The sequence below is a fragment of the Streptomyces aculeolatus genome (assembly GCF_020400605.1).
In the GTDB taxonomy this organism is placed as follows: domain Bacteria; phylum Actinomycetota; class Actinomycetes; order Streptomycetales; family Streptomycetaceae; genus Streptomyces; species Streptomyces aculeolatus.
In genome coordinates, this window is sequence record NZ_JAINRD010000009.1 from 200803 (window position 1) to 226055 (window position 25253).

The following is a 25253-nucleotide window of genomic DNA, read 5'->3' on the forward strand; positions in this document are numbered from 1 at the left end:
CGACTCGTTCCGCATCCAGTGTTCCCCCGCGGGCGTCAATTCGCAGGGATTTACCGGCAGGTGGTCTCCGGGGCAGAAGACGCATCACCCTCGCGGTCGGTTGCTCGGTGCCGGACCATCCTTTCGGGGGGTGCACCGGCGGGAGTGGACTAGTCCACAGCGGTGATCAGACCGTGACCTCGCCGTGATCAGGCGGAGGAGCCGAGGAGCCGCGCCCCGCCCAGCCGGTCGCGCAGCGCGGGCAGCAGGTCGCCGGCGCGGTGAGCGCGGTGGGCGCGGATGCCGGGCGGCGCGGGCGCCAGCGGCACCAGCAGATCGGCCGGGTCGACCGTGCCCGACTCGGCCGGGGCGCCGGCGTCGGCGCGCAGCCAGAGCGTCACCATGTACAACTCGGGCACGGACAGCAGCCGCGGCTGGAGGAGTGCGGACAGCGACTCGGCCTGGCGCAGGGCGCGTTGGGTGGAGGCGACGTACGGGCCCTCGGAGAAGTGCGAGAACGCCCAGCCGTCCGGCGTGATCCGCGCCTCCGCGGCGGCGACGACCCGGCCCTCGGCGGCGAGGTGGAACCGCCAGCCGGTGAGCGCCGCGTGCGGTACGCCGTCCGCGGCGCCGACGCCGTCCAGGACGTGCACCGGCAGCGGGTCCGTGGCGCCCGCCTGGCCGGCCGCCGACGCCGGCGCGAGCGTACGGGTCCCGCGCACCGCCGTCGAGGACTTCAGCGCGGCGTTGACGCTGCGCAGAGCCGGGGAGGGGGGCGTGAGGACGCTGAGCGGCATAGGGGTCGCCTACCTTCGACAGACGTGGAGCAGAGCAGGGGGCAAGATGCGGACGGCGCTGTCTGCTAGCGGGGTCAGAGGGGACCGCATCCGTGCAAGGGGGCGCCAACTCTCTGCCTCGTTCGCGAATTTTATACGACTACCGGTGGGAGTCCTTCCGCCTGGCCGACCGGGTGAATTCCACAAGAGGATTCTCGGTCGAATATTCTCTGGTCTTTCCGGAAGATCGGCGAGAATTGGCTGACGGGCGCGGTAACGAACGGCACCCGGGGTCGGCCGGATCCCGTCGTGAGGGGGCCGATCGGCGGGCCGGACCGCGCGGCCGGACGGGACGCGGTCGGAACGCGGCCGCCCGGCACGGGCGGCCAGCGTAGCCGAGGGAACGGCGGCCGCGGGCGTCAGGGTCCCCGCGTCTGGGCATCATCCCGGGCAGCCGAGCCGAGGAGGAACCTCGATGGGCGAGAAGGTCGTGGCCGGCGGGTTCGACCTGTCCGACCGCCACCGCTATCGGCAGCGGCTCCGCGAGTGTCTCGCGGGGCTGGAGCGACTGCTGGAGGAGAAGAGATTCGACCGCCCGCAGAATCTGATGGGGCTGGAGATCGAGTTGAATCTCGTGGGTGCGGACGGCATGCCGCGCATGATGAACACGGAAGTGCTGGAGCGCATCGCGAGCCCCGATTTCCAGACCGAGCTGGCCCAGTTCAACCTGGAGGTCAACATCGCGCCCCACCGGCTCGCCGGCCGGGTGCTCGACCAGCTCGCGGAGGAGTTGCGCACCGGGCTCTGGTACGCCGACCGGCAGGCGCGCGAGGTGGACGCCGGGATCGTGATGATCGGCATCCTGCCGACGCTGACCGGCGCGGACCTGGTCTCCGCCAACCTCTCCGAGGTGGACCGCTACCACCGGCTCAACGAGCAGATCCTCGCCGCCCGCGGCGAGGAGATCCACCTCGACATGCGCGGGGTCGAGGAGCTGAGTTACACCACCGGCTCCATCGCCCCGGAGGCCGCCTGCACCTCCGTCCAACTGCATCTCCAGGTCACCCCCGGGCGGTTCGCGGACGTCTGGAACGCCTCGCAGGCGGCGGCGGCCGTGCAGATCGCGCTCGGCGCCAACGCGCCGTTCGTCTTCGGCCGCGAACTGCTGAGCGAGTCGCGTCCCGAGCTGTTCCTCCAGGCCACCGACACGCGGCCGCCGGAACTGCGCGCGCAGGGCGTACGCCCGCGCGCCTGGTTCGGCGAGCGCTGGGTGACCGAGCCGCTGGAGCTGTTCGAGGAGAACATCCGCTACTTCCCCTCGCTGCTGCCCCTGTGCTCCGACGAGGAGCCGCTGCGGGTGCTGGACGAGGGCGGCGTGCCGGAGCTGTCCGAACTGGTGCTGCACAACGGCACCGTCTACCGCTGGAACCGGCCCGTGTACGACATCGCCGGCGGCGTCCCGCACCTGCGGGTGGAGAACCGGGTGCTGCCCGCGGGCCCGACCGTCACCGACGTCGTCGCCAACGCCGCGTTCTACTACGGGCTGGTGCGTACCCTCGCCGACGAGCAGCGGCCCGTCTGGGGCCGGATGCCCTTCGACGGCGCGGCGGCCAACTTCGCCGCCGCCTGCCGGGACGGCATCGACGCCACGCTCGTGTGGCCCGGCAGACGGCGGCTCGGCGGGGTCGCGCGGGTGCCGGTGGCCAAGCTCGTCCTGGACGAACTGCTGCCCATGGCCGCCTCCGGGCTGGACGCCTGGGGCGTCGACCCCGCCGACCGGGACCGCTACCTCGGCGTCATCGAGGAGCGCTGCCGGCGGCGGGTCAACGGCGCGTCGTGGCAGTCGGCGGCGTTCCACCGGGCGCTGGGCCGCGGGCTCGACCGGGGCGCGGCGCTCGCGGAGATGACGCGGCGGTACGTGGAGCTGACCCGCACGGAGGAGCCGGTGCACCGCTGGCCGATGGACTGACGGCGGGCACGGCGGGCACGGCGGGCACGGCGGGCACGGCGGCGGAGGGGGCGGGGAGTCTGCGCCGCTGCCCGCCCCGGCCCGTAGCGGTCAGGACAGCGCCGCCTTCGCGCCGGCGTCCGTCACCGCCCGCAGCAGCACCGCGTGGATCTCCTTCGGGTCCGTCACCCGGTACGACTCGCCGCCGACGGCCTTCGCGATCTGCCCGCACGCCTCGATGTCCGCCTCCGGCCCGATGCCGATGGCGATGAGGCCCACCGGCCGGGCCGGGTCGGCGGCCTCGCGCAGCCGCGCGGCGAGGTCCTCGGCGGAGATGCTGCCCGGGTCCTCGTTGGCGCCGTCGGTGAGGAGCACGACGGCGTTGAAGCGGCCGGGGGCGTACTCCTTGACCTGCCGCTCGTACGCCGCGAGCGCCGTGTCGTACAGGCCCGTCGCGCCGTCCGGCACCGGCTGGAGGCCGCCGAAGGCGCTCGCGAGGCGCTCGCGGTGGCTGGTGCCGTCGTCGGTGCGCTGGGCCAGCCGCGTGGTGCCGGCGACCTCCTCGTAGTCCTGCTCGCCCTCCAATCGTGTGGAGAACCGCCACAGCCCGATCTCGTCCTCGCCGGTGAACTGGGCGAGCGCCTGGATGAGCGCGTTCTTCGTGACGTCCATGCGGGTCTGCCCGGGCTGTCCCGGCACCGCCTCGCCCATCGAGCCGGAGACGTCGACCACGGTGGTCAGCCGGGCGCTTTGCACCGTGACGGTCCACATGCCGAGGACCGAGGCCACCTCGTCGGGGGCGGGCGGTTCCGCGGGTGCCGCGTCGAACGGCTGCGGGGCGGCGCCGCCGGCGGCCATCGCCAACTCCGCGTCGAGGCGCCCCTGGGGGGAGCGGAAGCCCTGGCGGCGCAGCAGGTCGGTGGCCCTGGCATCGGTCAGGAGCCGCTGGAAGCGGCTGGCGGCGCGGACCCGGTCCATCGCCATGGCGTCGTTGTTGACGATGGCGTACGGGTAGTCGAGCGCGACCGCACCGCCTTCGGGATAGAACATGTCGAGCCGCCGGCCGGTGCCCGCGTCGGCGTTGTGGCGGAAGGCGGCCTGCTCGGAGAGGAACAGCGCGTCGTTGTCCCGCGGGTCGTCGAGACCGGAGTCCGGGAGCGAGGCCAGCACCGCCGCGTCGCCGGGCTCGACGCGCTCGGCGAGCAGCTTGGCGGTGGCTGCGGTACGGGTGTCCGCGTCGTCGCCGCCGGCGCGGTGCATCGCCGTCAGCGCGAGCGCGCCGGTGGCGCTCACGGCCGGGTCGGCGGTGCCCAGGCGCAGGCCGGCGTCGTCGCCCAGCGCGGCGTCCGTCAGCTCGGCCCAGCCGTACGTCTTCTCGGGCCAGCCGAGTTTGCGGGCGCCGTCCGGGAGGGTGGCCATGCCCACGGGGGAGCTGGCCAGCCGGGTCACCTCGTCGATGCTCGCGCCGCCGCCAGCGGTGACCATGCCCGTCCAGAGGCTGGAGTCGGGTATCCACACCTGGAAGTCCGGCCGGGTGTCCTTGCTGCGCAGCGCCTGGGCGACCTCGGCGGCCGGCCGCGAGGTCACCTCGATGTCCAGGCAGCGGCCGTCCGACTTCAGCTCCGCCTTGCGCGCGCGCTCCGCGGTCTTCCGGACGGCGGGGGCGATGTCCGGCGCGGCGACGACGGCGAGTTCGAGGTCCGGGCCCTCGCACGGCTCGTCTTGCGGCAGCAGCCCGGTCTCCACGGCGACCAGCGTCCCCGCGCCGATCGCCAGGACGAGGGCGGTCGCGATGACCACCGCGCGGCCCCGTACGCTGCGCCGCAGCACGGCTTCGTCCGTTCCGTACGCATCGGGCAAGCTGTGTCGTCCCATGGTCGTCCCCCCGGACAGCCGCATATTGGTCACGTGTTTTTTCCGCGACCCTAGCGACACGATGGGGCTCATGGGGAGGGATTGACCAATTGGAGGAGCGAGTGCAGGACCAGTCCCGCCGGCTGCTGACCAGCGAAACGCTGCTGGTGCTGGCGCTGTCCCTGGGCGCGAGCGCGGTCTCGGCCCTGATCAGCTTCACCGGCTCGGTGACCCGGCCCGGCGGGCTGAAGGACCAGTCGGCCAACCTCAACTCCTCGGCCGCGCCCGGCCGTCCCTGGCTGGACCTCGCGTGGCAGCTCTTCGGGATCACCACCGCTCTCGTGCCGGTGGCGCTCGTGGCGTACCTGCTGGTGCGCGAGCGCGCGGGCGGGCTGAGCGCGGTGGGGTTCGACCACCGCAGACCGGGCTTCGACCTGGGCTGGGGCGCGGCGGTGGCGGCGGTGATCGGCGGTACCGGGCTCGCGTTCTACCTGGGCGCGCGGGCGGCCGGGTTCAATCTGACCGTCGTACCGGAGTCGCTGCCGGACGTCTGGTGGAAGATCCCCGTGCTGATCCTCTCCGCGGTGCAGAACTCCGTGGTGGAGGAGGTCATCGTCGTCGGCTACCTGCTGCGCCGGCTGGACCAGCTCGGCTGGACCCCGACGGCGTCGCTGGCGACCAGTTCGCTGCTGCGCGGGACGTACCACCTGTACCAGGGCATCGGCGGCTTCATCGGCAACGCGGTGATGGGCGCGGTGTTCGTCCTGCTGTACCGGCGGTGGGGGCGGGTCGGGCCGCTGGTGGCGGCGCACGCCTTCATCGACATCGTGGCGTTCGTGGGGTACGCGCTGCTGGCGGGGAAGGTGGGATGGCTGCCTACGGAATGAACGGCTCCGGTGCTTGTCGAACGCTCCGAGAGGCCAATTCTCCCTGTTCCACAGTCTTGACGGTGGTCTGACAATAGATAAAGTCTAGACCAATGCCCCCCATGCAGGGAGAGACCAGATGCGCAGTCTCAAAAAGCGTGCAGCGATCGTCGCAGCGACCGTCACCCCGTTGGTCGTCCTCGCCCTCCCGGCTCCGCAGGCGAGTGCACACGGCTGGATCACCTCGCCGCCGAGCCGGCAGCAGCAGTGCAAGGCGGGCACGGTCTCGTGTGGTCAGATCCAGTGGGAGCCGCAGAGCGTCGAGGGGCCGAAGGGCCTCACGAGCTGTCACGGCGGCAACAGCAGGTTCGCCGAGCTGAACGACGACAGCAAGGGCTGGAAGGTCACCCCGGTCAGCAGGACGCAGTCGTTCAACTGGCAGATCACCGCCAACCACCGCACGAGCACGTGGCAGTACTTCGTCGGCGGCCAGAAGGTCGCGGAGTTCAACGACGGCGGCGCCCAGCCGCCCTCGCAGTTCAGCCACACGGTCAACTTCGGCAACATCACGGGCCGGCAGAAGGTCCTCGCCGTGTGGAACGTGTACGACACCGGCAACGCCTTCTACGCCTGCATCGACGTCGACATCCGGTGACGTCACGGCGGTCGTAACGGCAGCAGCGGGCCCCCGGGGAGCGAGCGGCTCCCCGGGGGCTCGGCCATGGTGCTGTCCGAGTCGCCTCCGGGTGCCGGTGGTCGCCCAACGCGCCCGCCAGCGACAGAAGGATGACTCAAGACGCGGACGGCTCGATCTCCCCCGCGAAGACGATGACCTGGTCGATGAGGCTCCGTCGCAGATGGACGACGTCCGTTCCCGCCAGGCGGGGGCCTCCGTCAGGCGTGGTGAAGACCCACTGGTACCGGGCCCATTCGTCAGGCATGTCCACCGCTGAGCAGCGCACCATCGTGCCGGTCCCCGCCGGGTGGCGCCGGATGTCCAGCACGAACCGCTCGACCGCTGCGATTCCTTCGCTCCGACCCAACGGTCCCCAGAAGACCACGTCTGAGGTGAGGGCCTGGGAGAGCAGGGCAGTTACATTGCTGTCGTCCGAGGCGTTGAACGCGGAGATGAACGTGTCGATCGCGGAGCGTGCGGTCTCTTCCTGCATGCCCCAGTAATACCAGCCGTTTCGTGCGCGCTCGTCCCACGAGCCGCCTTCCGGTCACGGTTGAATCATCCCGGTCACAGCACTGGACAGAGACAGTGAGAGGGGCGGTGATGGACGCAGGCACAAGAGACGAGCTGATCTCTTCGCTGACCGAGGCGATCAGGTCCGTCAGGACCGCGCACCCGCTGCGCGTCGCCGTCGACGGGCCGCCCGCCGCCGGCAAAACGACGCTGGCAGACGAACTCGCCGCGGTGCTGCGCGCGCGGGACCGCGACGTCATCCGCGCGACCGTCGACGACTTCCTCGTCCCCCGCGCACAGCGCTACCGGCGCGGCCGGTACTCCGCCGAGGCCTGCTACTCCGACGCCCACGACCACGCCGCGCTGCGCCGGGTCCTGCTCGACCCGCTGGGCCCGGGCGGCGACCGGCGGATCCGCCACGCGGTCTACGACAGCGCCACCGACACCGCGTGGTCCCCGCCGCCCACGACGGCACCTGCGGACGCCGTACTGCTCTTCGACGGCGTCTTCCTCCTGCGCCCGGAACTCCTCGACGGGTGGGACCTGAGCATCTTCGTATCGGTCCCCCTGGAACAGACGGTGGCCCGCGCCCAGGCCCGGAACGCGGGGCCGACGGGTTCCACGGCCGGTACCGCCGAGGTCGAACGCTCCTGGCGCAACCGCTACATCCCGGCCCAACAGCTCTACGTCGCCACAGCCCGCCCGACCGACCACGCCGACATCATCGTGTACAACGACCGAGTCCAACGGCCGGGCTGGGAGATCACGTCGACGCGCGGAAACTGACGATGTGCAGCCCGGCGGGAGCCGGGCCGAGGGGGGATGGCGTGCGGGAGCAGGGTGGGGATGTCGTGGTGTGGCGGGTGCATCCGCGGCTGATGCTCTGGGCCGGGGTGTTCGGGACGCTGGCCGTGCTCGGTGTGGTGAGTGCCTGGCTGGCCTGGCTGTTCGATCGGTCCGGGGAGCGGGCTGTGCACGCAGGTGTGGTGACGGCTCTGGTCGCAGTGATCTCCCTGGTCGGGAGGCTGCTGCTGTTCCGGCCGCGGGTGGAGCTCCGCGGCGAGACGGTGGTGATCGTCAATCCGCTGGCCACCCACCGGCTGCGCCGGGAGGACATCGTGGCGGTGACCGACGGCATGCACGGGGCGGTCTTCCACCACCGCGACGGGTTCAAGACCCAGGCGGTTGCCCTGGGCGAGGCATCCGCCGGCATCAGGGACGGTCGGCTCGCTGAGGTACGAAGCTCGCTCGGGCTGTGACGGCGGGCGCCGTCCGCAACGCGCCCGCCCGGGGCTTTCAGGTCCAGGTCATATTGATCTCGTGCTCGAAGTTGACGTATCCGGCACGTCTGAAGGCTTTCGCCATCGGGACGTTGCCGAGGTCTGTCGACGCCCGGATGCGGGGGACGTCCTGCTCGGCGAGGATCCGGGTGCCCTCCGCGAGGAGGTCGTCGACGTAGCCGTTGCCGCGGTGGGAGGGAAGGACCGCGATGTACGCGATGATCGCGTTATAGCCGTTGTGGGCCGGCAGGACGAACCCGACTGCTTCCCCGCGGGGAAGCGTGGCGATCCGCCACCACTCCCGCGGGCTCGTGTAGCGCGCGAGTTCCCCCTCGCAGTGCTCGACGGCCGCCTCCCGGGCGGACATCCGCGTCAGGGCCTCCCGGCCGTGCGCGTCCAGCGTGCCGTCCAGCACCAGGGCCATCAGAGCCACGAGTTCTCCGGTGTCGACGTGAGGCCGGAACGCGAGTCGCCCGCTGGACTCGGGAACTGGTGATTCCGGACGCCGTTCCAGGCGCAGCCGTTCGACGAAGAGCCGGGCTCCGGTCCGTTCCAGTACCGCCATGCGGCTCTCCACGGTCCGTCTGGACGACGTGTTCTCACGCCAGTCCGGCGGGACGAACCGGCTGTACTCAGGGGGACGCGACCCGTCCGGCAGGGTGGCGGCCATGGCGGTCCGCAGAAGCCGCTCCCCGATGTCCATGTGATCGGGATCCGAGGCGTTGTCGATGTCGAGGACGTCCAGGATGAGGGGCGAGTCGCTGCCCGGTCGACTCCACCAGGCGGCCCTGGCGACCAGGTGGCCGCCGCGCAGGGCGACCCACATCCATTCCGGGCGCCGCCGGCCGGCGGCAAGGTCGTCCGCCAGTTCCTCATTGAGGGCGTAGGGCAGCCGGGAGAAGAGGCGGAGTTCTTCGCGTCCACTGATCGGACGCATGATCAGGTCGTTCTGTTCCACGGTCAAGGCACGCTCCGGTGAAGGCGCCCGTCCGGTCCGGGTCAGACGCGGTCCGCGCCCCGGGAGGACACAAGCGCGGTGATCATGGGGATCATCGGCTTATCCCTCCTCTCGCTGTCGTGCCCCCCGCCTTCGTCGCGGGGGTTCGGCCGCAACATTTCTCCAAGTGGGGACCGGTGCGCAAGCTCATTTCGATCGGTCCCGGCAGCCCGCCACCGCCGGGCACACCGGGTGGGGGTTGTTTTGCGACTGTCGGCGATATATCGTTGACGTGTCGCAATCGATCGTAGAAGAGTTAGGGAAGAGGTGAGGTCCATGCGATCCCATGGACACGGATACGGCCCGCGTGACGGGCGCCGCTCGGCCTTCGGCGGGTTCGGTCCGCCGTTCGGGCCTCCCTTCGGGCGTGGGCGCGGTGGGCCGCGGGGGCGGGCGCGGCGGGGTGATGTGCGGGCGTCGATCCTGGCGTTGCTCAAGGACCGGCCCATGCACGGGTACGAGATGATCCAGGAGATCTCCGAGCGCAGCGGGGGTGCGTGGAAGCCGAGTCCCGGCTCGGTGTATCCCACGTTGCAGCTGCTGGAGGACGAAGGGCACATCGTCAGCGCCACGGAGGGCGGCAAGAAGCTGTTCTCGCTCACCGGCGCCGGGCGTGAGGAGGCCGAGTCGGGGCCCGAGGCGCCTTGGGAGGACGCCGGGCGCGGGGTCGACTGGGAGGCGCTGCAGGAGGTCCGGCAGTCGGGCTTCGCGCTCGCCGAGGCGTTTCGGCAGGTGTACACCACCGGTACCGCGGAGCAGCGCCAGGAGGCGCTGGCCGTCGTCAACGAGGCCCGCAAGAAGCTCTACCTGATCCTCGCCGAGGAGCGCTGAGCCCCGGTGCCCGGTTCGGCCGGCCGGGCACCGCGGCTCAGTCGCGCCCGCGGGGGCGCCGTCACCGTGCCGGGCCGCCGCCCTTCGCCAGCGGCAGGGCCTCGATGCGGCCCGCGTCGCAGACTTCGCCGAGCTGCCACGCGGTGTCCGTGTGGTCGTACGTGTCCGGCGGGATGACCTGCAGCTGTGCCGGCTTCGGCCGGCAGGAGCCGCTCGCGTCGTCCGAGTCGGTGGCGACCACCGTCCAGTGCAGCCGGCTCCACGCCGAGGCGCCGGGAGTGAGCGTCTGCATCGACGGGGTGCGGCTGGTGTCGCGTACCACCTCGGTCGGGACGTTGCCGCCGTTGGCCTTGACCAGTTGCAGACCGGTCCAGCCCTGGGTGCGGCAGGTGGCGTCCGAGTCGTTGGTGAGGACGAGCGCCGCGTAGCGGTTGCCCGCCGCCGAGTTGAGCGGGCGTACGGACGCCGACAGGTCGCCCGTACCGCACCAGGGGGCCGCCTTCGTCCCGTCGGCCGCCGCCTTCGGCTCCGCCTTGAGCGGCTCGGTCGCCGCGTCCTCGTCCGCCGTGCCGTCCTCCGTGGTGCCGGCCGCCTTCTCCTGCCCGGTGCCGTCCTTGCCGGGCGCGTCCTGCTGCGCCCTGTCCCCGTTCTGAGTGCTGTCGTTGCCGTCGGCGCTCTGCGCGGGCAGGGGCTTGGAGTTGCCGGCGGTGTCCGTGCGCTCTCCGTCGGAGGTCGCGCCGCAGCCCGCGGCCAGCAGCCCCGCCGCCGCGAGGGCGGCGAGGGCGATGCGGGTGCGGGCGCGGCCGGGCTGTCGTGTCATGTCTTCCCCCTGGCTGCTCGAAGTGACCAGATCGTGGGGTGTCGGTCGTTGGACCCGGGCGGGGAGCGATCGGTTCCACCCACAGGGATGCCCGTGTGCGCGGGGGAGGATGCGCGGTCTGCACCCGCGCGCCTCCTGTCAGCAGCAATGCGGAATGACACTCATGTACGACGCTGACATAATCTCCCGCATGCAGCAGTCTTTCGACAGGCGCGCGGGGCTCGGGCTCGCGCTGGCCTCCGCACTCGCGTTCGGCGGTTCCGGGGTGGCGGCCAAGCCGCTCATCGAGCAGGGCATGGACTCGCTGCACGTGGTGTGGCTGCGTATCGCCGGGGCCGCGCTGGTGCTGCTGCCGCTCGCCTGGCGGCACCGCGCGCTGGTACGGGAGCGGCCGGCGCTGCTCGCCGGGTTCGGCGTGCTCGCGGTCGCCGGCGTGCAGGCGTTCTACTTCGCGGCCATCGCCCGGATCCCGGTCGGCGTGGGGCTGCTCATCGAGTTCTTCGGCCCCGCTCTGGTGCTGGGCTGGGTGCGGTTCGTCCAGCGGCGGCCGGTGACCCGGCAGGCGGCGGTCGGCGTGCTCTTCGCGGTCACCGGGCTGGCCTGCGTGGTCGAGGTCTGGGCCGGCCTCGGGTTCGACCCGCTCGGGCTGCTCCTCGCCTTCGGCGCGGCGTGCTGCCAGTGTGCGTACTTCGTGCTCGCCGGGCACGGCGCCGACTCCGCCGACGGCACGGCGCCGCACCCGCTGGGGGTCATCGCGTACGGGCTGATCGTCGGCGCGGTCGTGCTCACCCTCGTCTCCCGGCCCTGGAACCTGCGGTGGTCCCTGCTCGGCGAGCGCGCCGAACTCGGCGGCATGCGGCCGCCGGCCTGGACGCTGATCGTCTGGATCGTCCTGGTGACGACGGTGCTGGCGTACCTGTTCGGCGTCCTCGCGGTGCGCCGGCTCTCGCCGCCCGTGGCGGGCGTCGTCGCGTGCCTGGAGGCGGTCGTCGCGACCGTGCTGGCGTGGGTGCTGCTGGCCGAGCACCTGGGCGCGGCCCAGATCGTGGGCGGCGCGCTGGTGCTCATCGGCGCGTTCACCGCGCAGCTCGCGGCGCCCTCGACATCGTCGGGTACGGGCCCGGGTGAGCGCGGCGAGCCGGTCGCCGGGAACGTGCCGGGGCCGCGCGGCGACGGCGAGGACCTCGCCGCCGACGCGCCGCCGCCGGGTCAGCCCGCGGGCAGGTAGCCGGGGGCCTCGACGCCCGGCGCCAGGTCGTCGGCCGGTACGGGCGCGCCGTACACGGGCGCGACCGGCACCACTCCCGTCCAGTACGGCAGCTCCAGGTCCTCCGGCTCGTCGTTGGGGCCGCCGGTGCGGGTCTTGACCGAGACCTCCTCGATCGCCAGCCGGATCACGGCCGTCTTGGCCAGCTCCTTGGCGTTCGCGCGCCGGGAGTCGTCGGCCCGGCCGGGGACGATGTGGTCCACGATCGCGTCGAGGGCCATGGTCCGCTCGTCGTGGTCGGTCACGGCGTACGCGTCGCCGTGCAGCACCGCGGAGCGGTAGTTGATCGAGTGGTGGAACGCGGAGCGGGCCAGCACCAGCCCGTCGACGTGCGTGACCGTCAGGCACACCGGCAGCCCGCTGTCCTCGGCCCGCCCGGCGGTGCGCAGCGGGCGGGAGCCGGTGGAGCCGTGCACGTACACCTGGTCGCCGACGCGGGCGTAGAGCGTGGGCAGGACGACGGGGCGGCCGTCGCGGACGAAGCCGAGGTGGCAGACGTAGCCGGCGTCGAGCACGGAGTGCACCACGGCGCGGTCGTACGACGCGCGCTCGCGGGAGCGCGTCGGCACCGTGCGGTCGGTGGGGGGGTAGGCGGCGGGGGGCGTGGTGGACACGGGCGGCTCCCTCGGTGCTCGGCGGTACGTGTTCGGCTGTGCGTTCCGCCGGTCTGCGGCGGCGGTGCCGAGTTGCGGTCACTATTGCACTAGTGCAATACTCTCTTTGTGCTAGGAGAGTATCGGATCGAAGGCCGGGGCGCAGCAGAGATTTCCGCGAGCATCGAGCGCGGCATCGGTGCCGGCGCGCTGTCGCCCGGCGCCGCGCTGCCGCCGCTGCGCGCGCTGGCGGCGGAGCTGGCGGTCAACCCGAACACGGTGGCCGCCGCGTACCGCATGCTGCGCGAACGCGGCGTCGTCGAGACCGCGGGGCGGCGCGGCACCCGGGTGCGGGCCCGCCCCGCCACCACGCTCCGCGAGCAGATCAGCGTCGCCGTGCCGCCCGGCGCCCGTGACCTGTCCACAGGCAACCCCGACCCCGCCCTGCTGCCCCCGCTCGCCGGCGCCCTCGCCGCCGCGGCCGCCCACCACACCGCACACCCCGTGCTCTACGGCGACGAGGGCGTCGCCCCCGAGCTGGCCCGGCTCGCCCGCGCCGACTTCGACGCCGACGGCGTACCGCCCGGGCCCGTGGCCGTCACCTCCGGATCGCTGGACGCGATCGAGCGCGCGCTGGCCGCCCATCTGCGGCCCGGCGACGCGGTCGGGGTCGAGGACCCGGCGTGGGGCAGCCTGCTCGACCTGGTGCCCGCGCTCGGCCTGCGGCCGGTGCCCGTCGAAGTGGACGACGAAGGACCCCTGCCCGAGCGCGCGGCGGCGGCCCTGGCCGCCGGGGCGCGCGCCTTGGTCGTGACCTCCCGCGCGCAGAACCCGACCGGCGCCGCGCTCACCCCGGCGCGCGCCGCCGAGTTGCGCGCTGTCCTCGCCCGGCACCCGGAGGCGCTGCTCGTCGAGGACGACCACGGCCACGCGATCGTCGACCTGCCGTTCCAGCCGCTGGCCGGCGCCGCGCGGCACTGGCTCGTGGTGCGCTCCGCCGCCAAGGCCTACGGTCCCGACCTGCGGCTCGCGGTGCTGACCGGGGACCGGGTGACCGTGGACCGCATCGAGGGCCGTCAGCGCCTGGGGCCCGGCTGGGTCAGCAGGCTCCTCCAGGACGCCGTCGCCCACCTGCGGGCCGGGGGGATCCAGGACCCGGCGGCGGTCGCCCGCTCCTACGGCGACCGGCGCGCGGCGCTGCTGGCGGCGCTGCGGCGGCGCGGGGTCGAGGCCACCGGACGCAGCGGGATGAACGTGTGGCTGCCGGTGCCCGACGAGACCTCCGCGGTCACGCAGCTCCTCTCGGCCGGCTGGGCGGTGGCACCCGGCGCCCGCTTCCGCCTCGCCTCGCCGCCCGGCATCCGGCTGACCGTCTCGCCGCTCGCCGCCGCGGACATGGAGCCGCTGGCGGACGCGGTGGCGGCGGCGGTACGGCCCGCGCCCGGACGGCGGTGGGTCTGAGCGGGCGGGCGCGAAGCGCCGGCTGCCGCGCGACCGCGCCGGGAGCCCGTACGGGCCTCCCGCACGGTGCCCGTACGGAACGCCCGTACCGGCGCCGCTACGTCCGCCTCTCCCGCGGCCGGCTGCGCGAGAGCGCCGCGCCCGCCAGGATCACGGCCGCACCCACCGGCGTGTTCCACGTCAGCTCCTCGCCGAGCAGCGCCACCCCCGCCGCCGTTGCGATGACCGGGATGACGTACGTGACCGTGTGCGCGTTCGTCGGCCCCACCTCGGCGACCAGCCCGTGCTGCACGAGCACCGCGAGCCCCGTGCCCAGCGCGCCCAGCGTGACGACGGCCAGCACCGGCCCGGCCGGGAGGGCCGTCGGCGCCGAGGTGAACAGCGCGGTGGCGACGGCCAACTGGGCGGTGCCGAGGAGCAGTTGCGTACCGGCGATGGACAGGTGGGAGTGCCCGGTGCCGGCGAGCGTGCGGCGGACGTAGATCCAGCCGACGGCGTAGCAGGCCGCGGCCGCCAGTGCGAGCACGGTGCCCAGCGGATCCTGGCCGGTGAAGCCCCGCCAGGCGCCGAGGACGATCAGCACCCCGGCGAACCCGAGGCCCAGGCCGGCGACCCGGCGGCGCGTCGGCCGGTCCTCCCGCAGCGCGACGAGGGCGAGCAGCATCGCCCACAGCGGCGACGTGGCGTTGCAGATGCCGGCGAGCGAGGAGCTGATGTGCAGCTCGGCGTAGGCGAAGAGGGAGAAGGGCAGTGCGTTGATGAAGAACGCGGCCACCGCGATGTGCCCCCAGGTGCGGGCACCGCGCGGGAGCCGCTCGCGCCGCAGGGCGAGAGCGGCGACCAGGACGGCGGAGCCGAAGGCCATGCGGCCGAGCGTCACTTGCAGCGGGGCGAAGCCGTCCGTGCCGACCTTGATGAGCAGGAAGCTGAAACCCCAGACGACCGACAGGGCGGTGAAGCGGACGCGCCAGTCGAGGAGGGGCCGCCGGGTCGCGGCGGCCGGGGGAGTGGCCGGGTCGGTGGCTGCTGCCGGTGCCGTGGTCATGGGCCTACGGTGGGCCCTTCACTCCTCGTAGCACAAGCGAGACTTTATGGCCCCTATCTCGTAGCATCACTTACATGTTGAACCTGGAACGCCTGCGCACCCTGGCCGCCGTCGCCCGGCACGGCTCCGTGAGCGCCGCGGCCGACGGGCTGCACATCACCACCTCCGCCGTCTCCCAGCAACTCGCCAAGCTGGAGCGTGAGACCGGGCAGCAACTGCTCGCCAAGAACGGCCGCGGCGTCCGCCTCACCGACGCGGGCCGGCTGCTCTCCGAGCACGCGACCCGGATCCTGTCGCAGGTCGAGGCGGCGCAGTCCGAGCTGGAGGCGCACCGCGGGCGGCCCGTGGGGGAGCTGGGACTCGCGGCGTTCCCCACCGCCGCCCGGGGGCTGTTCCCGGCCGCGCTCGCGGCGCTGCGCCGGGACCACCCCGAGCTGCGCGTGCGGCTGCGCGAACAGGAGCCCGACGAGACGGTGCCCCGCGTGCTGCGCGGCGACCACGACCTCGGCGTCGTCCTGGACTGGTACAACAAACCGCTGCCGCTGCCGCCCGGCCTGTCCCGGGCACCGCTCCTCGACGACCTCGCCGACGTCGCCGTCCCCGAGGACCACCCGCTGGCGCAGCGCGCGGACGTGGTCCTGGAGGACTTCGCGGACGACGACTGGATCTCCTGGCCGGAGAGCGAGTTCTGCCACGACTGGCTGGTGTTCACGCTCCGCGCCAAGGGCATCGAGCCGCGCATCGCGCACACCGCGGAGGAGCACCACACGCAGCTCGCGCTCATCGCCGCGGGGCTCGGCGTGGCCGTCGCGCCGCGGCTGGGGCGCGGGCCGGTGCCCGCGGGCGTACGCATCCTGCCCGTACGCGGCGCGATGCACCGGCACATCTACGCGATCTGGCGCTCCGACGCCGACCGCCGGCCGTCGATCAGGGAGGCCGTACGCGCGCTCCAGGCGGCGGGCAGCGCCGTCTGAGCGCGGCCCCCGAGAACGAGGCGGGGGCGGGACCGGGACGCGTCGGCGGGGGCCGGTGGCCGCCCCACCCGCGGCCGCCGGCCCGCCCCGCCACCGTTGGCCCCGCCGCCCTACGCGCCTCCCCGGGTCAGCCCCGGCGCAGGGCGTCCCCGTCGACCCGTACGTCCTCCGCGGGCAGCGGCTGCGTGGCCGGCCCCTTGGTGACGCTGCCGTCCGCGATGGCGAACTTGCTGCCGTGGCACGCGCAGTTGATCGTGCCGTCCTCGACGCTGCTGACGATGCAGCCCTGGTGCGTGCAGACCGCCGAGAACGCCTTGAACTCGCCCGGCTCCGGCTGCGTCACGACGACCTTCTCGTCCTTGAAGATCTTGCCGCCGCCCTCGGGCACCTCAGCCGTGGTGCCGAGCGGCGCGCCGTCGCCGCCGCCGCTTTCCTGCGGCTTCACCTGCTCGCTGCCGGAGTCGCCCGAATCGCCGGAGTCGCCCGGGTCGTCGCCACAGGCGGCGAGCGCGGCGCCGAGACCGCCGGCGCCGACGGCGGCCACGACGGTGCGGCGGGCGGTGAGCCGGGCCGGGTTGCGGGATTGCGTCATGGTGGGGCCCTTTCCTGGTGCGCCGGTCGTCCGCCTTGGGCCGGCGGGCCCGGCGTTCTGATCGTGTGCCTCAGCGCCCTCATACGTATGCCGGGGCGCCGGCGTTCAGCTCCCGCCGCAGGAACGCCAGCTCGAACCAGAGGAGATTCTCGGCGATCGCGTCGTCGGAGATCATGTGCGACGCGCCGGGCACCGGCAGGACGCTGTGCGGCCGGCCCGCGGCCAGCAGCTCGGCGGACAGCCGCAGGGTGTGGGCCGCGACGACGTTGTCGTCGGCGAGGCCGTGGACGAACAGCAGGGGCCGGCTGAGCCGGTGGCCGAGGCCCACGAGGGACGAACGGTCGTAGTGCTCGGGGTACTTCTCCGGGTCGCCGAGGAAGCGCTCCTGGTAGTGCGTGTCGTACAGCCGCGCGTCGGTGACCGGCGCGCCCGAGACGGCGGCGTGGAAGACGTCCGGCCGGGTGAGGACCGCCGCCGCGGCGAGGAAGCCGCCGAACGACCAGCCGCGGATGCCGACCCGGTCCAGGTCGAGGTCCGGGTTGCCGGCCGCCGCCGCCCGCAGCCCCCGCACCTGGTCCTCGACGGCCGCATCCCGCTTGTTGCCGGTGTTCATCCGCTCCCACGACGGCGCGCCGGGTGTGGCCCGCCCGTCGGTGACGAGCACCGCGAAACCCTGCTCCGCGAACCACTGCGAGACCAGCGTCCACCACCCGCGTGCCGGCACCGCCAGCCGCAGTCCCGGCCCGCCGTACGGGTCGCACAGCACCGGCAGCGGGCCGTCGCCGGGGCTGTGCCACGACGGCAGGAACAGGTTGCTGCACAGCCCGTCCGGCCCGTCGAGCCGCTGCGGCCGCGGCCGGATCGCCGGCTCCTCGGCGCGGGAGGCCAGTGCCGCCGGCGGGCGCCCGGCGGCCAGCACCCGCGTGGCGGAGCCGCCGGCCGTCACGCTCTCCACCACCGTCGTCCCGCCGCCGGCCGCCGCCGTGTGGTGCCCCGGCTCGTCGGTCAGCGGTGCGCAGCCCGCCCCCGGTTCGTACGACCACACGTGCCGCTCCGCCGGATCCTCGGCCGCCGTGAACAGCACCCGCTCGCCCGCGACCCCCAGCACCGCGCGCACCTGCAGCCCGGCGGGCGTGACGGGTTCGCCGTCGCGCAGGAGGCGGTACGTGTCCGTGGCGGTGTCGTTCGTGACCTGGAGCAGGGCGCCGGACGCGGACCTGGCCGGGGTCCCCGGCACCAGCCGGGTCCAGTGCGCGTCGCGGGTCTCGGCCAGCACGCGCGTGTCGCCGGTGTCCGGGTCGGCGGCGAGGGTGAGCAGGGTGCGCTGGTCGCGGCTCTGCACGCCGAGGAGCGGGCCGTGGGCGTCCCAGCGGACGGTGGCCAGGTACTCGTACGCCGCCCGGTCCCACCGCACCTCCGTACGGCGGCCGGCGAGCGTGACCACGTGCAGGGAGACGTCCGCGTTGGCCGTGCCGGCGGCCGGGTAGCGCACGGTGCGCGGCTCGGCCGCCGGGTCGGCGGGGTCGGAGAGGTGCCAGCGCCGCACGCCGGACTCGTCCACGCGTGCGACGAGCAGCGCGTCGCCGTCCGGGGCCCACCAGTGGCCGCGGTCGCGGTGCATCGACTCGGCGGCGACGTGCTCGGGCAGCCCGTACGTGACGTCGGGCCCCTCGGGCGCCGCGAGCAGCCGGTCGTCGCCGCCCTCGACGGAAACGGCATGCAGGGCGCCGCCCGTGACGTACGCGACGCGGGTGCCGTCGGGGGACAGGCGCGGGTCGACGGCGGGCCCGGCGGCGGGCACCCGGAACGGCGCGGAGCCGTCGGTCCGTACCGCCCACAGCTCGCCGCCCAGCGTGAACACCGCGAGCCGCACGCCGGCATCCGCGGTGTAGGAGGTGATCCCCGCCGTCCGCGTCCGCGCCCGCTCCCGCCGCACCCGCTCCGCCTCGGGCTCCGCCCCGCCCCGTGCGAGCCCTGCCGGGTCCGCCAACTCGCGCTCCGCGCCGCCCTCGTACAGCCACAGCCGCGCCACGGCATCGGTACCGCTCCCGGTCCGGAGGAACAGCACGCGCTCGCCGTCGGGCGAGACGGCCGCGCCGTGCGGCAGGCCCAGTGTGAACTTGCGGGTGCGGGCGTGGCGGCGGGGGAACTCGGGCTCGCGGTTTTCGTTCATGCCCGAGACCATGCCCATAGACCGGCCGTCGCCGCCAGAGGGCACTGGAGGCTTGACTTCAGGCGCGGCCGATCGGCCCGTGCGGGGCGGCGGAGGGCGCGAGGAGGGAGCGGAGACGGCCCGGCGGCAGGCCGGACTCCGCCCGTACGACGTGCGTCATGTGCGCCTGGTCGGCGAAGCCGAGGTCGGCCGCGAGGCCGCCGAGGTCGCGCTCGCCGTCGGCCAGGCGCTCCAGGGCCCGCGCCGCGCGCAGCCGGTTGCGGTAGCGGCTCAGGGTGGCGCCGGTCGCCGCCCGGAAGACCCGGCTCAGGTGGTGCGGCGAGCAGCCCAGTTCGGCGGCGAGGGGGAGCAGCCCGAGCCGCGGGTCCGCGGTCAGTGCCTCCCGGGCGTCGTCGGCGAGCCGGCGCCGGGCGGCGGCCGTCGCCGGGGCGCCGCTCGCCACCCGGCGCGCGTCGAGCTGTGCGAGCGCCGCCGCGGTGAGGGCGACGGCCGACTCGGCGGCCGCGAAGGCGTCGCCGGGACCGCGGTCCGCGGACGCGCACAGCAGCCGGTGCCGCAGCGCCATCGCGGGCGTGGTGAACACCAGCCCCTCCGGTACGGCGGGGTCGCCGCCCAGCAGCGAGGCGAGCAGCGGCTCGGACGGCACCAGCTCGGTGTAGCGGTCGGCGCCGCGCGGGTGCGCGAACTGCTGCTCGCTGCCGAGCCGTTCCACGTACACCGACGCGGGGTCCATCGTCTGCTCGACGCCGTCCACCCGGGCCCGTACGACGCCGTCGCGGACGAGGACGAGCCCGAAGACGTCCGCGGCGCGCAGCGGGGTCCACCCGGCGGGCGGATCGCCGCAGCGCACGTCGGCGACGCAGAGGTCGTCGCCGTTGAGGAGCGTGCGCCGGGCCGTGGCCATGCTGTCGAGCCTTGCACACGGAGGCGTGGATCGCGCACGAACTTACAAGCGGGGGCGGGGCGGTGGGCGGGAGTGTGGTTGCGTGCGGCGGCGGCCGCAGGAAGAGGAGCGGTGATGACGGGGATGTACGGGCCGGGCGAGGGACGGGGCGCCGAGGCAGGGGGCGCGGCGGACGGGGCGAGGGGTGCCGAGGGGGTCGGCGCGGCGGTTGCCGGCCGTCTCGGGGCCGGTGGCGCGGGCGACCCGGCCGGCGAGGCGACCGGCCGAGGGGACCGGTTCGGCGTGGCCGGTGGGGACGGCGGCGCCGCCGGACCCGGCCCGGCCGGGGGAGCGGGGGACCGGGCGGCCCCGGTGGCGGAGGGCTCGCGGGGAGGGCCCTCCGCCGCCGGGGCGTGGGGCCGGCGGCGGGTGCTGCGCGGGGTGGGGGCGGTGGCCGCGGGGGTGGCCGGGGCGGCGGTGGCGGGCAACGCGGCGGCGGCCGCGGCCCCGTCGCGCCGCGTCCCGCCGGCAGGCCCGGCGGGCGCGTCGCCGTCCGGCGCGGAGCCGTCCGGGCCAGAGCCCGCCGGGGTCGCCGTGTGCCGGGCCGGGCCGTTCGAGGTGGTGGCGCTGCTGGACGCGCACGGTACGTTCCCCATGCCCCGCGCCGACGCCTTCCCCGGCGCCTCCGCCGCCGCGTGGGCGCGTGCCCGGCGCCTCGACCCGCGGGCGTTCGGACCCGACGGCGCCTGGGAGCTGGACTTCCGCTGCTTCGCCGTACGGTGCCCCGGCGGCGGTGTCGTACTCGTGGACTCCGGGATCGGCCCGGCCGGCAGCCCGGCCGCGAGCTGGGCGCCGGTGCCGGGGCTGCTGCCCGAGCGGCTGGCCGCCGCCGGCATCGCGCCCGACGACGTGGACACCGTCGTCCTCAGCCACCTGCACGAGGACCACTACGGCTGGTCCGTGGCCCCCGGCGGCGCACCTGCCTTCCCCCGCGCCCGCTACGTCGTCCAGGCGGCCGAACTCGCCGCCCTGGCACCCGGCGACGCCGCGACCACGTACGCCGTGGCCCCGCTGCGCGCCGCCGGGCGCCTGCACGTCGTCGACGGCGGCACCCGGCTGGCGGCCCACCGGAGCGGCGGCGCCGTCACGCTCGTACCGACGCCGGGGCACACCCCCGGGCACCAGTCGGTCGTCGTGGACGGCGGCCGCCGGCAGATCGTCATCGCGGGCGACGTCGTCGTCCACGCGGTGCAGCTCGCCGACCCGGCCGTGCGGTACTTCTTCGAGGAGGACCCCGACCTCGCCCGCCGCACCCGGCTGCGGCTGCTGGAGACGGCCGGTGGGCGCGGCGCGGTGCTCGCCACGGCGCACCTGAACCGGCCGTTCACACCCCTGCGGTAGCGCACGGGCGCCGGCGGCCGGACCTCCCGGCCGTCGGACAGGGCCTACGCCCGGTCCAGCGAGGGGGCCACCGTCCTGGCGACCTCCGCCGCCTTCTCGCAGGCGACGGAGGTGTCCAGCCCACTCTCGGTGTCGTCGCTGTACATGACGGAGACCAGCTCGCCGTAGCCGTCGGCCTCGTCCTCCGTCGGCGTCTCGACGCGCCGCCAGGAGACGTCGCAGCTGAGGACGATGTCCTCCTCCTCGGTCTGGACCGCGGTCAGGCCGCCCCCCAGGTCGACCGGCGCACCGTCCTCGGCGTCGGGCGGCAGGCCCTTGTAGAAGCGCACGGACACCTGCGGGTACGAGGTGCCGTCGCCCGACCAGAAGTCGCACGCGTGCAGGTCCTTGGGCTCGACGAACGTCTCCCGCCCGAGCGCCGTCTCCACGGCCTTCCTGTCCGGCGCCGCGCAGGGGTCGGCGGCCAGCACCGAGGTGTCGGGCACCTCCCGGTACCGCGGCGGCGTGTCCCGCAGCTCCCGTACGACCCCGGCCAGCGCCGTCCGGCCGGCCGCGCAGGCGTCGCCGTCCGCGTAGTCGACCTGGAAGCTGATGCCGAGCGACGTCTCGTACGACGTCAGGACGGACACCCAGCACTGCTGCGGCCCGTCGTCGCCGTCGACGACCAGCGGGAGCCCCGACAGCTCCTTCGCCGGGTCGTCCGCGAGGATCAACTGGTCGCCGACGCGCAGCACCAGTTCCACCGTCCCGCCCTCGGCGTCCTGGACGTCGACGCTGCACTCGCCCCATTCGGCCGACGAGTGGCTGTCCGACGCGACGGTGCCGAGCCTGCCGAGGGTCCCGGCGTCGAGCAGCGCGCACGGATCCACCTCGCGCAGGGCGGCGGCCGCCACCGCGGGGTCGTCGATCTCCGGCTTCGCGCTTGCCTGTTCCTCCTGGTCCGCGGGGTCGTCCGCGGCGGGCGAGGAACTGTCGCCGCAGCCGGCGACCAACACGAGCAGCGCCGTTCCGGCGCCGTATATCAAGGGTCGAATCATCCTGTTGCCGATCACGCAGGGAGGCTAGCCAACCGCGCGGGCCGCCGTCCGCGAACGGGCAAAGGGCCCGACCACCTCCACATTTCCGCCATGAGCCCTTCGCGCGGGCCGTACGGGTGGTCGGCGACAGCTGCGCCGACCACCCGCACGGACACCGCGGGCACGGAGTGACCGGCCCGGTCACGGACCGGGCCGCGAGAGCGGACGGGCTACGGGAGAGCCGTCTGCGGCGGCGCGCCCTTGCCGGACCCGTCGACCGCGGCGAGGGTGTAGGCGTCCGCGGTGGTCTGCCGGATGCGGTTGCCTCCTCGTCCCACGCTTCGACCCTCAGCGTGACCGGAGCCCCGGCGTCCGCGCGCCGGTAGGCGGCGCCGGCGGTGTAGCTGCCGTCGCGGTTGCGGGTCACGGGTACCGACGCGAAGTTCTTGCCGCCGTCGGTGCTGGTCCACAGCTTCAGGCCGGCGATGTCCGGCGCCGGCTCCTCGGACCGGCCGTGAAAGGCGTTCACGGTGAAGGTGTGCTGCCGCCCGGCCCGTACGGTCCCGTCGCGACGGATGGTGTCACCGAGGTCGTACTCGGCGAACACCAGCTGCTGCGGCCGGCAGTCCGCCGTGGACACCCGCGGGCAGACCGTCCCGCGCGGCGTGGTTTCCGAGCCGGGTCGTTCCGAGGTGAACGTCCAGGTCGCCGCCGTCTTCGGCCCCTTCGCGGTCAACTCGTAGGTGCCCTGCTCGGCCGGCATGGTGAAGGCCGGCATGTAGTTGTCGATCGGCGTGTAGGGGACCTCCCGGCCGTCCCGGGTCATCGCGAACTCGAAGTCCCAGAGGGATGCCGCGGCCTGGTTGCTGCCGGAGTCGTGCTGCCGGTACCCGTTGTTGCGCTGGACCATGTACAGGTACGGAATGAAGACGTCACCGCGGCGGCAGTCGGCGCAGACGAGCCTCATGCCCGGATCCACGTCCTTCCCCCACGGCAGCTCGTACGCCTTGTCGGGGGCGAGGTAGGCACCGGGAGTACGGGGGGCCGGTGGCCACCGCGCGCCGCTGCCGGTCCGGCTCGTCGTACACGTCCAGGCTGCCGTCGGTCAGCGACGGGTTGCCGACGAAGCCGGCGGAGCCGGTGACGTCGATCAGGTCGAGCGCCGACGGGTTGAGCGGCGCACCGTCCCGGCCCACGGTCTTGATCGTCAGCCGGGCTTCGGGGCGGCCAGGTAGGCGGAGGCCGGAGTGGTCAGACGGACGCCGTCCGCACGCGCGACGACACCACCGACGTACGCGCCGAAGCCCAGGTCCGCGCCGCGGAGGGTGGCCGTCGCGGTCGCCGTCCCGTGCGCGGGCACGGTCACCGTCGAGTCCGTCGACAGCACGTCGAGCGGCTCCCCGTCCGGGCCGCGCAGCGACGAAGTGAGCGACAGCGTGACCGGCTCGCCGCCGCTGTTGGCGTAGGTGATCTCCTTGGTGGCGGGTTCGGTGCCGGGCGTGCGGAAGTCCAGGTTGGCGGTGGTGGCACGGGCCTGCGCCGCGGTGGCACGGTCGACGTCCACCCGGCCCGCGCCCAAGCAGCACGAGGCGGTGCCCACCGCCGCGCAGCGCCCCGACCCACTCGTCGCCGGGCGCGCCGGCCGCCGGCTCAGCGGCTGTTGCCCCGACTGCGGCGGAGGAGAAGGAGGACCAGCGCCAGCACCGTGCCACCGACGAGGCCCGCTGTCGGCGCCGGGCGCTTCTTGCCCGTACGGGCCGCACGCTCGACCACGTGGCCCGCATGTCCTGCGGCGTGACGCATCCGGTCAGGCGTCTTGTCGTCGACGAGTCGTCTGACGTCCGTGGCCCCCTTCTGGGCCCGGTGCTTGACGCCCGTCCTGGCGACCAGTTCTTCGACGCCGTCACCCAGCCGGCCGCGCGCCGTCTCCACCCGCTCGCGCAACTTGCCTTGCATGCTTGCCATGATGAAATGTCCTCTCTCAGATCTCTGCGAAACGTTCGGTCGTCGTCTGTTTGTCCGTCATGGCGAGGCGGGCACCACACCTCGGCGTGGGTGAGCACCGTGGCCGTGCCCCGCTATTCGTAGTAGCGATGCCGCTCCTCGACAACGGCCTCGGTAGGAGGCGCGACCGCGCGGCGGCGGCGTTGCACGCTGGAGATGACGACCAGGCCGACGAAGCCTGCGAGCATCATGATCCAGCCCATCACCTGGACATCCAGACCGTTGACGTTCCAGTCGGTGGCAAAGGCGAGAATGCCGCCCGCGGCCATCAGAAGAATGCTTCCGCCAAGTCCCATGAGGCTGCCCTCCGTTCATGGCGATGAGTGCGTTGCTGTCGCGTCCGGGTACCCGAACGACGGCGGGACACGCGCCCTTTCGCAGAACGGGGGCCCGCGAAGGGTGGAACGCCTTCGTGTCATTCGAGGACCACTTCGTCAGCGGTATCCGGCTGGGCCCTCGTCCACGGGGGTGCACGGCGGTGCGAGGAACGCTCTCGTATCGCCGCGGGCCGGCTACTGTCGACGCACCTTTGCCGTGTCAAGTCGGCCTCGCTGGTGCCGACGCGCGTGCCGTGTCAACTGAGCGCTCCGTACCAAGCGTCCAGACGAGCACGAAGACGAGTGTCGGTACCCCGAAGACCACGACGAATCCCGCGCCGATGCTGGCGCCGATCACCCCGGCAGTGAGGATCCGCCAGCCCGCCCCTGCGCCCACGCCGGCGAGGACCAGGGGCCCCATCACCTGCCACCACCGCTAGTCGAACCATGCCAGCCAACTGGCGACCACGAGCACACCAGCGCAGACGACGGCGACGAGGAAGGCGCTCACGCCGAGGACGGGCTCCAGCCCGGAAGCCAGTTCCGGCGGCCGAATGCAGTAGTCCAGGTCATCGCCGTTCGCGTCCTGCTGGCCGACGACCCACCACACCCAGACCGGGCAGGCCAGCACGAGCCCCGTAGCTGCGAGGCCGGAAAGCCGTCTCATGGAGTCATGGTCCGCGACGGACGGGATGCGGGCACGAGTACGCGTGCTCATATTCCTGCGGCCTGAGTCGAAGCCCGGGAGTCTTTCCCGACCTCCAAGGCGTCAGACCTCCTAAGAGACAGGGCATGGCTCGCTGCTCGTAGAGGCCGAAGGCGTGCTTGAGGACGGAAGCTGCGGCCTCGGCCGCCCACCGGATGATCTTGGCTGAGCCGGTCATCCGGGCGAGGTGCCACGGAAGTCACCGGGGGCCATCGAACTGCAACCCATCCAGAGGGCTTCCGCCGGATCGCCCTTGACGACCGTGAGAGCGCCTGCCTCGC

The 25253-nt window shown here is 73.9% G+C and carries 27 protein-coding genes; 11 read left to right on the forward strand and 16 right to left on the reverse strand.

Going from position 1 to position 25253, the window contains the following annotated elements; genetic code table 11:
• Positions 1-188: 188 nt before the first annotated feature.
• Positions 189-776, reverse strand: a complete 588-nt coding sequence (locus LG396_RS17890; RefSeq protein WP_018837861.1) for a hypothetical protein — start codon at positions 774-776, stop codon at positions 189-191.
• A 454-nt stretch (positions 777-1230) separates the two neighbouring features.
• Between LG396_RS17890 and LG396_RS17895 the strand changes: the two genes are divergently transcribed.
• Positions 1231-2724, forward strand: a complete 1494-nt coding sequence (locus tag LG396_RS17895) for a glutamate-cysteine ligase family protein (RefSeq protein ID WP_018837860.1) — start codon at positions 1231-1233, stop codon at positions 2722-2724.
• Positions 2725-2814: 90 nt separating this feature from the next.
• Here the strand turns inward: LG396_RS17895 and LG396_RS17900 are convergent, their stop codons facing one another.
• Positions 2815-4578, reverse strand: a complete 1764-nt coding sequence (locus LG396_RS17900) for a substrate-binding and VWA domain-containing protein (RefSeq protein WP_225795493.1) — start codon at positions 4576-4578, stop codon at positions 2815-2817.
• Between the two features lie 101 nt (positions 4579-4679).
• Between LG396_RS17900 and LG396_RS17905 the strand changes: the two genes are divergently transcribed.
• Together LG396_RS17905 and LG396_RS17910 are read left to right on the forward strand one after the other, a co-directional pair.
• Positions 4680-5444, forward strand: coding sequence for a CPBP family intramembrane glutamic endopeptidase (locus tag LG396_RS17905; RefSeq protein WP_018843686.1), 765 nt, complete (start codon positions 4680-4682; stop codon positions 5442-5444).
• Between the two features lie 118 nt (positions 5445-5562).
• Positions 5563-6078, forward strand: a complete 516-nt coding sequence (locus LG396_RS17910; protein ID WP_018837857.1) for a lytic polysaccharide monooxygenase auxiliary activity family 9 protein — start codon at positions 5563-5565, stop codon at positions 6076-6078.
• A gap of 136 nt (positions 6079-6214) precedes the next feature.
• Here LG396_RS17910 and LG396_RS17915 read toward each other — a convergent pair whose 3' ends face one another.
• Positions 6215-6592, reverse strand: a complete 378-nt coding sequence (locus LG396_RS17915; protein ID WP_027767683.1) for a nuclear transport factor 2 family protein — start codon at positions 6590-6592, stop codon at positions 6215-6217.
• 110 nt (positions 6593-6702) lie between these two features.
• Here LG396_RS17915 and LG396_RS17920 point away from each other — a divergent pair, with 110 nt between their 5' ends.
• Both LG396_RS17920 and LG396_RS17925 read left to right on the forward strand, forming a co-directional pair.
• Positions 6703-7398 carry a cytidylate kinase family protein gene (locus LG396_RS17920; RefSeq protein ID WP_225795494.1) on the forward strand — a complete coding sequence of 232 codons (696 nt, stop codon included), beginning with the start codon at positions 6703-6705 and terminating at the stop codon, positions 7396-7398.
• A 41-nt stretch (positions 7399-7439) separates the two neighbouring features.
• Positions 7440-7871: a hypothetical protein gene (locus LG396_RS17925; protein WP_225795495.1), complete on the forward strand. Its 432-nt coding sequence runs from the start codon at positions 7440-7442 to the stop codon at positions 7869-7871.
• Positions 7872-7908: 37 nt separating this feature from the next.
• On the opposite strand, the gene LG396_RS17930 is transcribed toward LG396_RS17925, so the two are convergent.
• Positions 7909-8829, reverse strand: a complete 921-nt coding sequence (locus LG396_RS17930) for a GNAT family N-acetyltransferase (protein WP_225795556.1) — start codon at positions 8827-8829, stop codon at positions 7909-7911.
• Positions 8830-9165: 336 nt separating this feature from the next.
• On the opposite strand from LG396_RS17930, the gene LG396_RS17935 reads away from it, so the two are divergent.
• The gene (locus LG396_RS17935) at positions 9166-9720 is read left to right on the forward strand and encodes a PadR family transcriptional regulator (RefSeq protein WP_078524034.1); all 555 of its coding nucleotides are present in this window, start codon (positions 9166-9168) and stop codon (positions 9718-9720) included.
• Positions 9721-9781: 61 nt separating this feature from the next.
• On the opposite strand, the gene LG396_RS17940 is transcribed toward LG396_RS17935, so the two are convergent.
• On the reverse strand, positions 9782-10540 hold the full coding sequence (locus LG396_RS17940) for a DUF4232 domain-containing protein (RefSeq protein ID WP_225795496.1): 759 nt from the start codon (positions 10538-10540) through the stop codon (positions 9782-9784).
• A 163-nt stretch (positions 10541-10703) separates the two neighbouring features.
• Between LG396_RS17940 and LG396_RS17945 the strand changes: the two genes are divergently transcribed.
• Positions 10704-11768: an EamA family transporter gene (locus LG396_RS17945; RefSeq protein WP_225795497.1), complete on the forward strand. Its 1065-nt coding sequence runs from the start codon at positions 10704-10706 to the stop codon at positions 11766-11768.
• On the opposite strand, the gene LG396_RS17950 is transcribed toward LG396_RS17945, so the two are convergent.
• Positions 11750-12421, reverse strand: a complete 672-nt coding sequence (locus LG396_RS17950) for a pyridoxamine 5'-phosphate oxidase family protein (protein WP_225795498.1) — start codon at positions 12419-12421, stop codon at positions 11750-11752. The genes LG396_RS17945 and LG396_RS17950 overlap by 19 nt on opposite strands.
• Positions 12422-12529: 108 nt before the next feature.
• Between LG396_RS17950 and LG396_RS17955 the strand changes: the two genes are divergently transcribed.
• A complete protein-coding gene (locus LG396_RS17955) occupies positions 12530-13861 on the forward strand; it encodes an aminotransferase class I/II-fold pyridoxal phosphate-dependent enzyme (protein WP_225795499.1) in 1332 nt (443 codons plus the stop codon).
• A gap of 97 nt (positions 13862-13958) precedes the next feature.
• On the opposite strand, the gene LG396_RS17960 is transcribed toward LG396_RS17955, so the two are convergent.
• Positions 13959-14906, reverse strand: a complete 948-nt coding sequence (locus LG396_RS17960; RefSeq protein ID WP_225795500.1) for a DMT family transporter — start codon at positions 14904-14906, stop codon at positions 13959-13961.
• Positions 14907-14980: 74 nt separating this feature from the next.
• Between LG396_RS17960 and LG396_RS17965 the strand changes: the two genes are divergently transcribed.
• Positions 14981-15880, forward strand: a complete 900-nt coding sequence (locus LG396_RS17965; RefSeq protein WP_018837846.1) for a LysR family transcriptional regulator — start codon at positions 14981-14983, stop codon at positions 15878-15880.
• A 127-nt stretch (positions 15881-16007) separates the two neighbouring features.
• On the opposite strand, the gene LG396_RS17970 is transcribed toward LG396_RS17965, so the two are convergent.
• The 3 genes from LG396_RS17970 to LG396_RS17980 all read right to left on the reverse strand — a co-directional run bounded on the left by LG396_RS17970 (position 16008) and on the right by LG396_RS17980 (position 19549).
• Positions 16008-16472, reverse strand: a complete 465-nt coding sequence (locus LG396_RS17970; RefSeq protein WP_225795501.1) for a Rieske (2Fe-2S) protein — start codon at positions 16470-16472, stop codon at positions 16008-16010.
• 79 nt (positions 16473-16551) lie between these two features.
• A complete protein-coding gene (locus tag LG396_RS17975) occupies positions 16552-18663 on the reverse strand; it encodes a S9 family peptidase (protein ID WP_225795502.1) in 2112 nt (703 codons plus the stop codon).
• A 40-nt stretch (positions 18664-18703) separates the two neighbouring features.
• On the reverse strand, positions 18704-19549 hold the full coding sequence (locus LG396_RS17980) for a helix-turn-helix transcriptional regulator (protein ID WP_225795503.1): 846 nt from the start codon (positions 19547-19549) through the stop codon (positions 18704-18706).
• Positions 19550-19663: 114 nt separating this feature from the next.
• On the opposite strand from LG396_RS17980, the gene LG396_RS17985 reads away from it, so the two are divergent.
• Positions 19664-20929, forward strand: a complete 1266-nt coding sequence (locus LG396_RS17985) for an MBL fold metallo-hydrolase (RefSeq protein WP_225795504.1) — start codon at positions 19664-19666, stop codon at positions 20927-20929.
• A gap of 44 nt (positions 20930-20973) precedes the next feature.
• Here LG396_RS17985 and LG396_RS17990 read toward each other — a convergent pair whose 3' ends face one another.
• Positions 20974-21954: a DUF3558 family protein gene (locus tag LG396_RS17990; RefSeq protein WP_225795505.1), complete on the reverse strand. Its 981-nt coding sequence runs from the start codon at positions 21952-21954 to the stop codon at positions 20974-20976.
• Positions 21955-22520: 566 nt separating this feature from the next.
• Here LG396_RS17990 and LG396_RS17995 point away from each other — a divergent pair.
• On the forward strand, positions 22521-22688 hold the full coding sequence (locus LG396_RS17995) for a hypothetical protein (protein ID WP_225795506.1): 168 nt from the start codon (positions 22521-22523) through the stop codon (positions 22686-22688).
• 189 nt (positions 22689-22877) lie between these two features.
• Here LG396_RS17995 and LG396_RS18000 read toward each other — a convergent pair whose 3' ends face one another.
• From LG396_RS18000 to LG396_RS18020, 5 genes are all read right to left on the reverse strand, one after another.
• The gene (locus LG396_RS18000) at positions 22878-23141 is read right to left on the reverse strand and encodes a hypothetical protein (RefSeq protein ID WP_225795507.1); all 264 of its coding nucleotides are present in this window, start codon (positions 23139-23141) and stop codon (positions 22878-22880) included.
• 11 nt (positions 23142-23152) lie between these two features.
• On the reverse strand, positions 23153-23509 hold the full coding sequence (locus LG396_RS18005) for a hypothetical protein (RefSeq protein WP_225795508.1): 357 nt from the start codon (positions 23507-23509) through the stop codon (positions 23153-23155).
• Positions 23510-23595: 86 nt separating this feature from the next.
• On the reverse strand, positions 23596-23910 hold the full coding sequence (locus LG396_RS18010) for a hypothetical protein (protein ID WP_145897891.1): 315 nt from the start codon (positions 23908-23910) through the stop codon (positions 23596-23598).
• A gap of 113 nt (positions 23911-24023) precedes the next feature.
• Positions 24024-24245 carry a DUF6458 family protein gene (locus LG396_RS18015; protein ID WP_026276408.1) on the reverse strand — a complete coding sequence of 74 codons (222 nt, stop codon included), beginning with the start codon at positions 24243-24245 and terminating at the stop codon, positions 24024-24026.
• Positions 24246-24702: 457 nt separating this feature from the next.
• Positions 24703-24933, reverse strand: coding sequence for a hypothetical protein (locus LG396_RS18020; protein ID WP_225795509.1), 231 nt, complete (start codon positions 24931-24933; stop codon positions 24703-24705).
• Between the last annotated feature and the right edge of the window lie 320 nt (positions 24934-25253).

Coding starts and splice junctions, on each gene's coding strand:
- LG396_RS17890 (WP_018837861.1), bottom strand. CDS start 776: ATGCCGCTCAGCGTCCTCACGCCCCCCTCCCCGGCTCTGCGCAGCGTC.
- LG396_RS17895 (WP_018837860.1), top strand. CDS start 1,231: ATGGGCGAGAAGGTCGTGGCCGGCGGGTTCGACCTGTCCGACCGCCAC.
- LG396_RS17900 (WP_225795493.1), bottom strand. CDS start 4,578: ATGGGACGACACAGCTTGCCCGATGCGTACGGAACGGACGAAGCCGTG.
- LG396_RS17910 (WP_018837857.1), top strand. CDS start 5,563: ATGCGCAGTCTCAAAAAGCGTGCAGCGATCGTCGCAGCGACCGTCACC.
- LG396_RS17915 (WP_027767683.1), bottom strand. CDS start 6,592: ATGCAGGAAGAGACCGCACGCTCCGCGATCGACACGTTCATCTCCGCG.
- LG396_RS17920 (WP_225795494.1), top strand. CDS start 6,703: ATGGACGCAGGCACAAGAGACGAGCTGATCTCTTCGCTGACCGAGGCG.
- LG396_RS17930 (WP_225795556.1), bottom strand. CDS start 8,829: ATGCGTCCGATCAGTGGACGCGAAGAACTCCGCCTCTTCTCCCGGCTG.
- LG396_RS17935 (WP_078524034.1), top strand. CDS start 9,166: ATGCGATCCCATGGACACGGATACGGCCCGCGTGACGGGCGCCGCTCG.
- LG396_RS17940 (WP_225795496.1), bottom strand. CDS start 10,540: ATGACACGACAGCCCGGCCGCGCCCGCACCCGCATCGCCCTCGCCGCC.
- LG396_RS17945 (WP_225795497.1), top strand. CDS start 10,704: ATGTACGACGCTGACATAATCTCCCGCATGCAGCAGTCTTTCGACAGG.
- LG396_RS17960 (WP_225795500.1), bottom strand. CDS start 14,906: ATGACCACGGCACCGGCAGCAGCCACCGACCCGGCCACTCCCCCGGCC.
- LG396_RS17965 (WP_018837846.1), top strand. CDS start 14,981: ATGTTGAACCTGGAACGCCTGCGCACCCTGGCCGCCGTCGCCCGGCAC.
- LG396_RS17970 (WP_225795501.1), bottom strand. CDS start 16,472: ATGACGCAATCCCGCAACCCGGCCCGGCTCACCGCCCGCCGCACCGTC.
- LG396_RS17975 (WP_225795502.1), bottom strand. CDS start 18,663: ATGGGCATGGTCTCGGGCATGAACGAAAACCGCGAGCCCGAGTTCCCC.
- LG396_RS17980 (WP_225795503.1), bottom strand. CDS start 19,549: ATGGCCACGGCCCGGCGCACGCTCCTCAACGGCGACGACCTCTGCGTC.
- LG396_RS17985 (WP_225795504.1), top strand. CDS start 19,664: ATGACGGGGATGTACGGGCCGGGCGAGGGACGGGGCGCCGAGGCAGGG.
- LG396_RS17995 (WP_225795506.1), top strand. CDS start 22,521: ATGGTGTCACCGAGGTCGTACTCGGCGAACACCAGCTGCTGCGGCCGG.
- LG396_RS18010 (WP_145897891.1), bottom strand. CDS start 23,910: ATGGCAAGCATGCAAGGCAAGTTGCGCGAGCGGGTGGAGACGGCGCGC.
- LG396_RS18015 (WP_026276408.1), bottom strand. CDS start 24,245: ATGGGACTTGGCGGAAGCATTCTTCTGATGGCCGCGGGCGGCATTCTC.
- LG396_RS18020 (WP_225795509.1), bottom strand. CDS start 24,933: ATGAGACGGCTTTCCGGCCTCGCAGCTACGGGGCTCGTGCTGGCCTGC.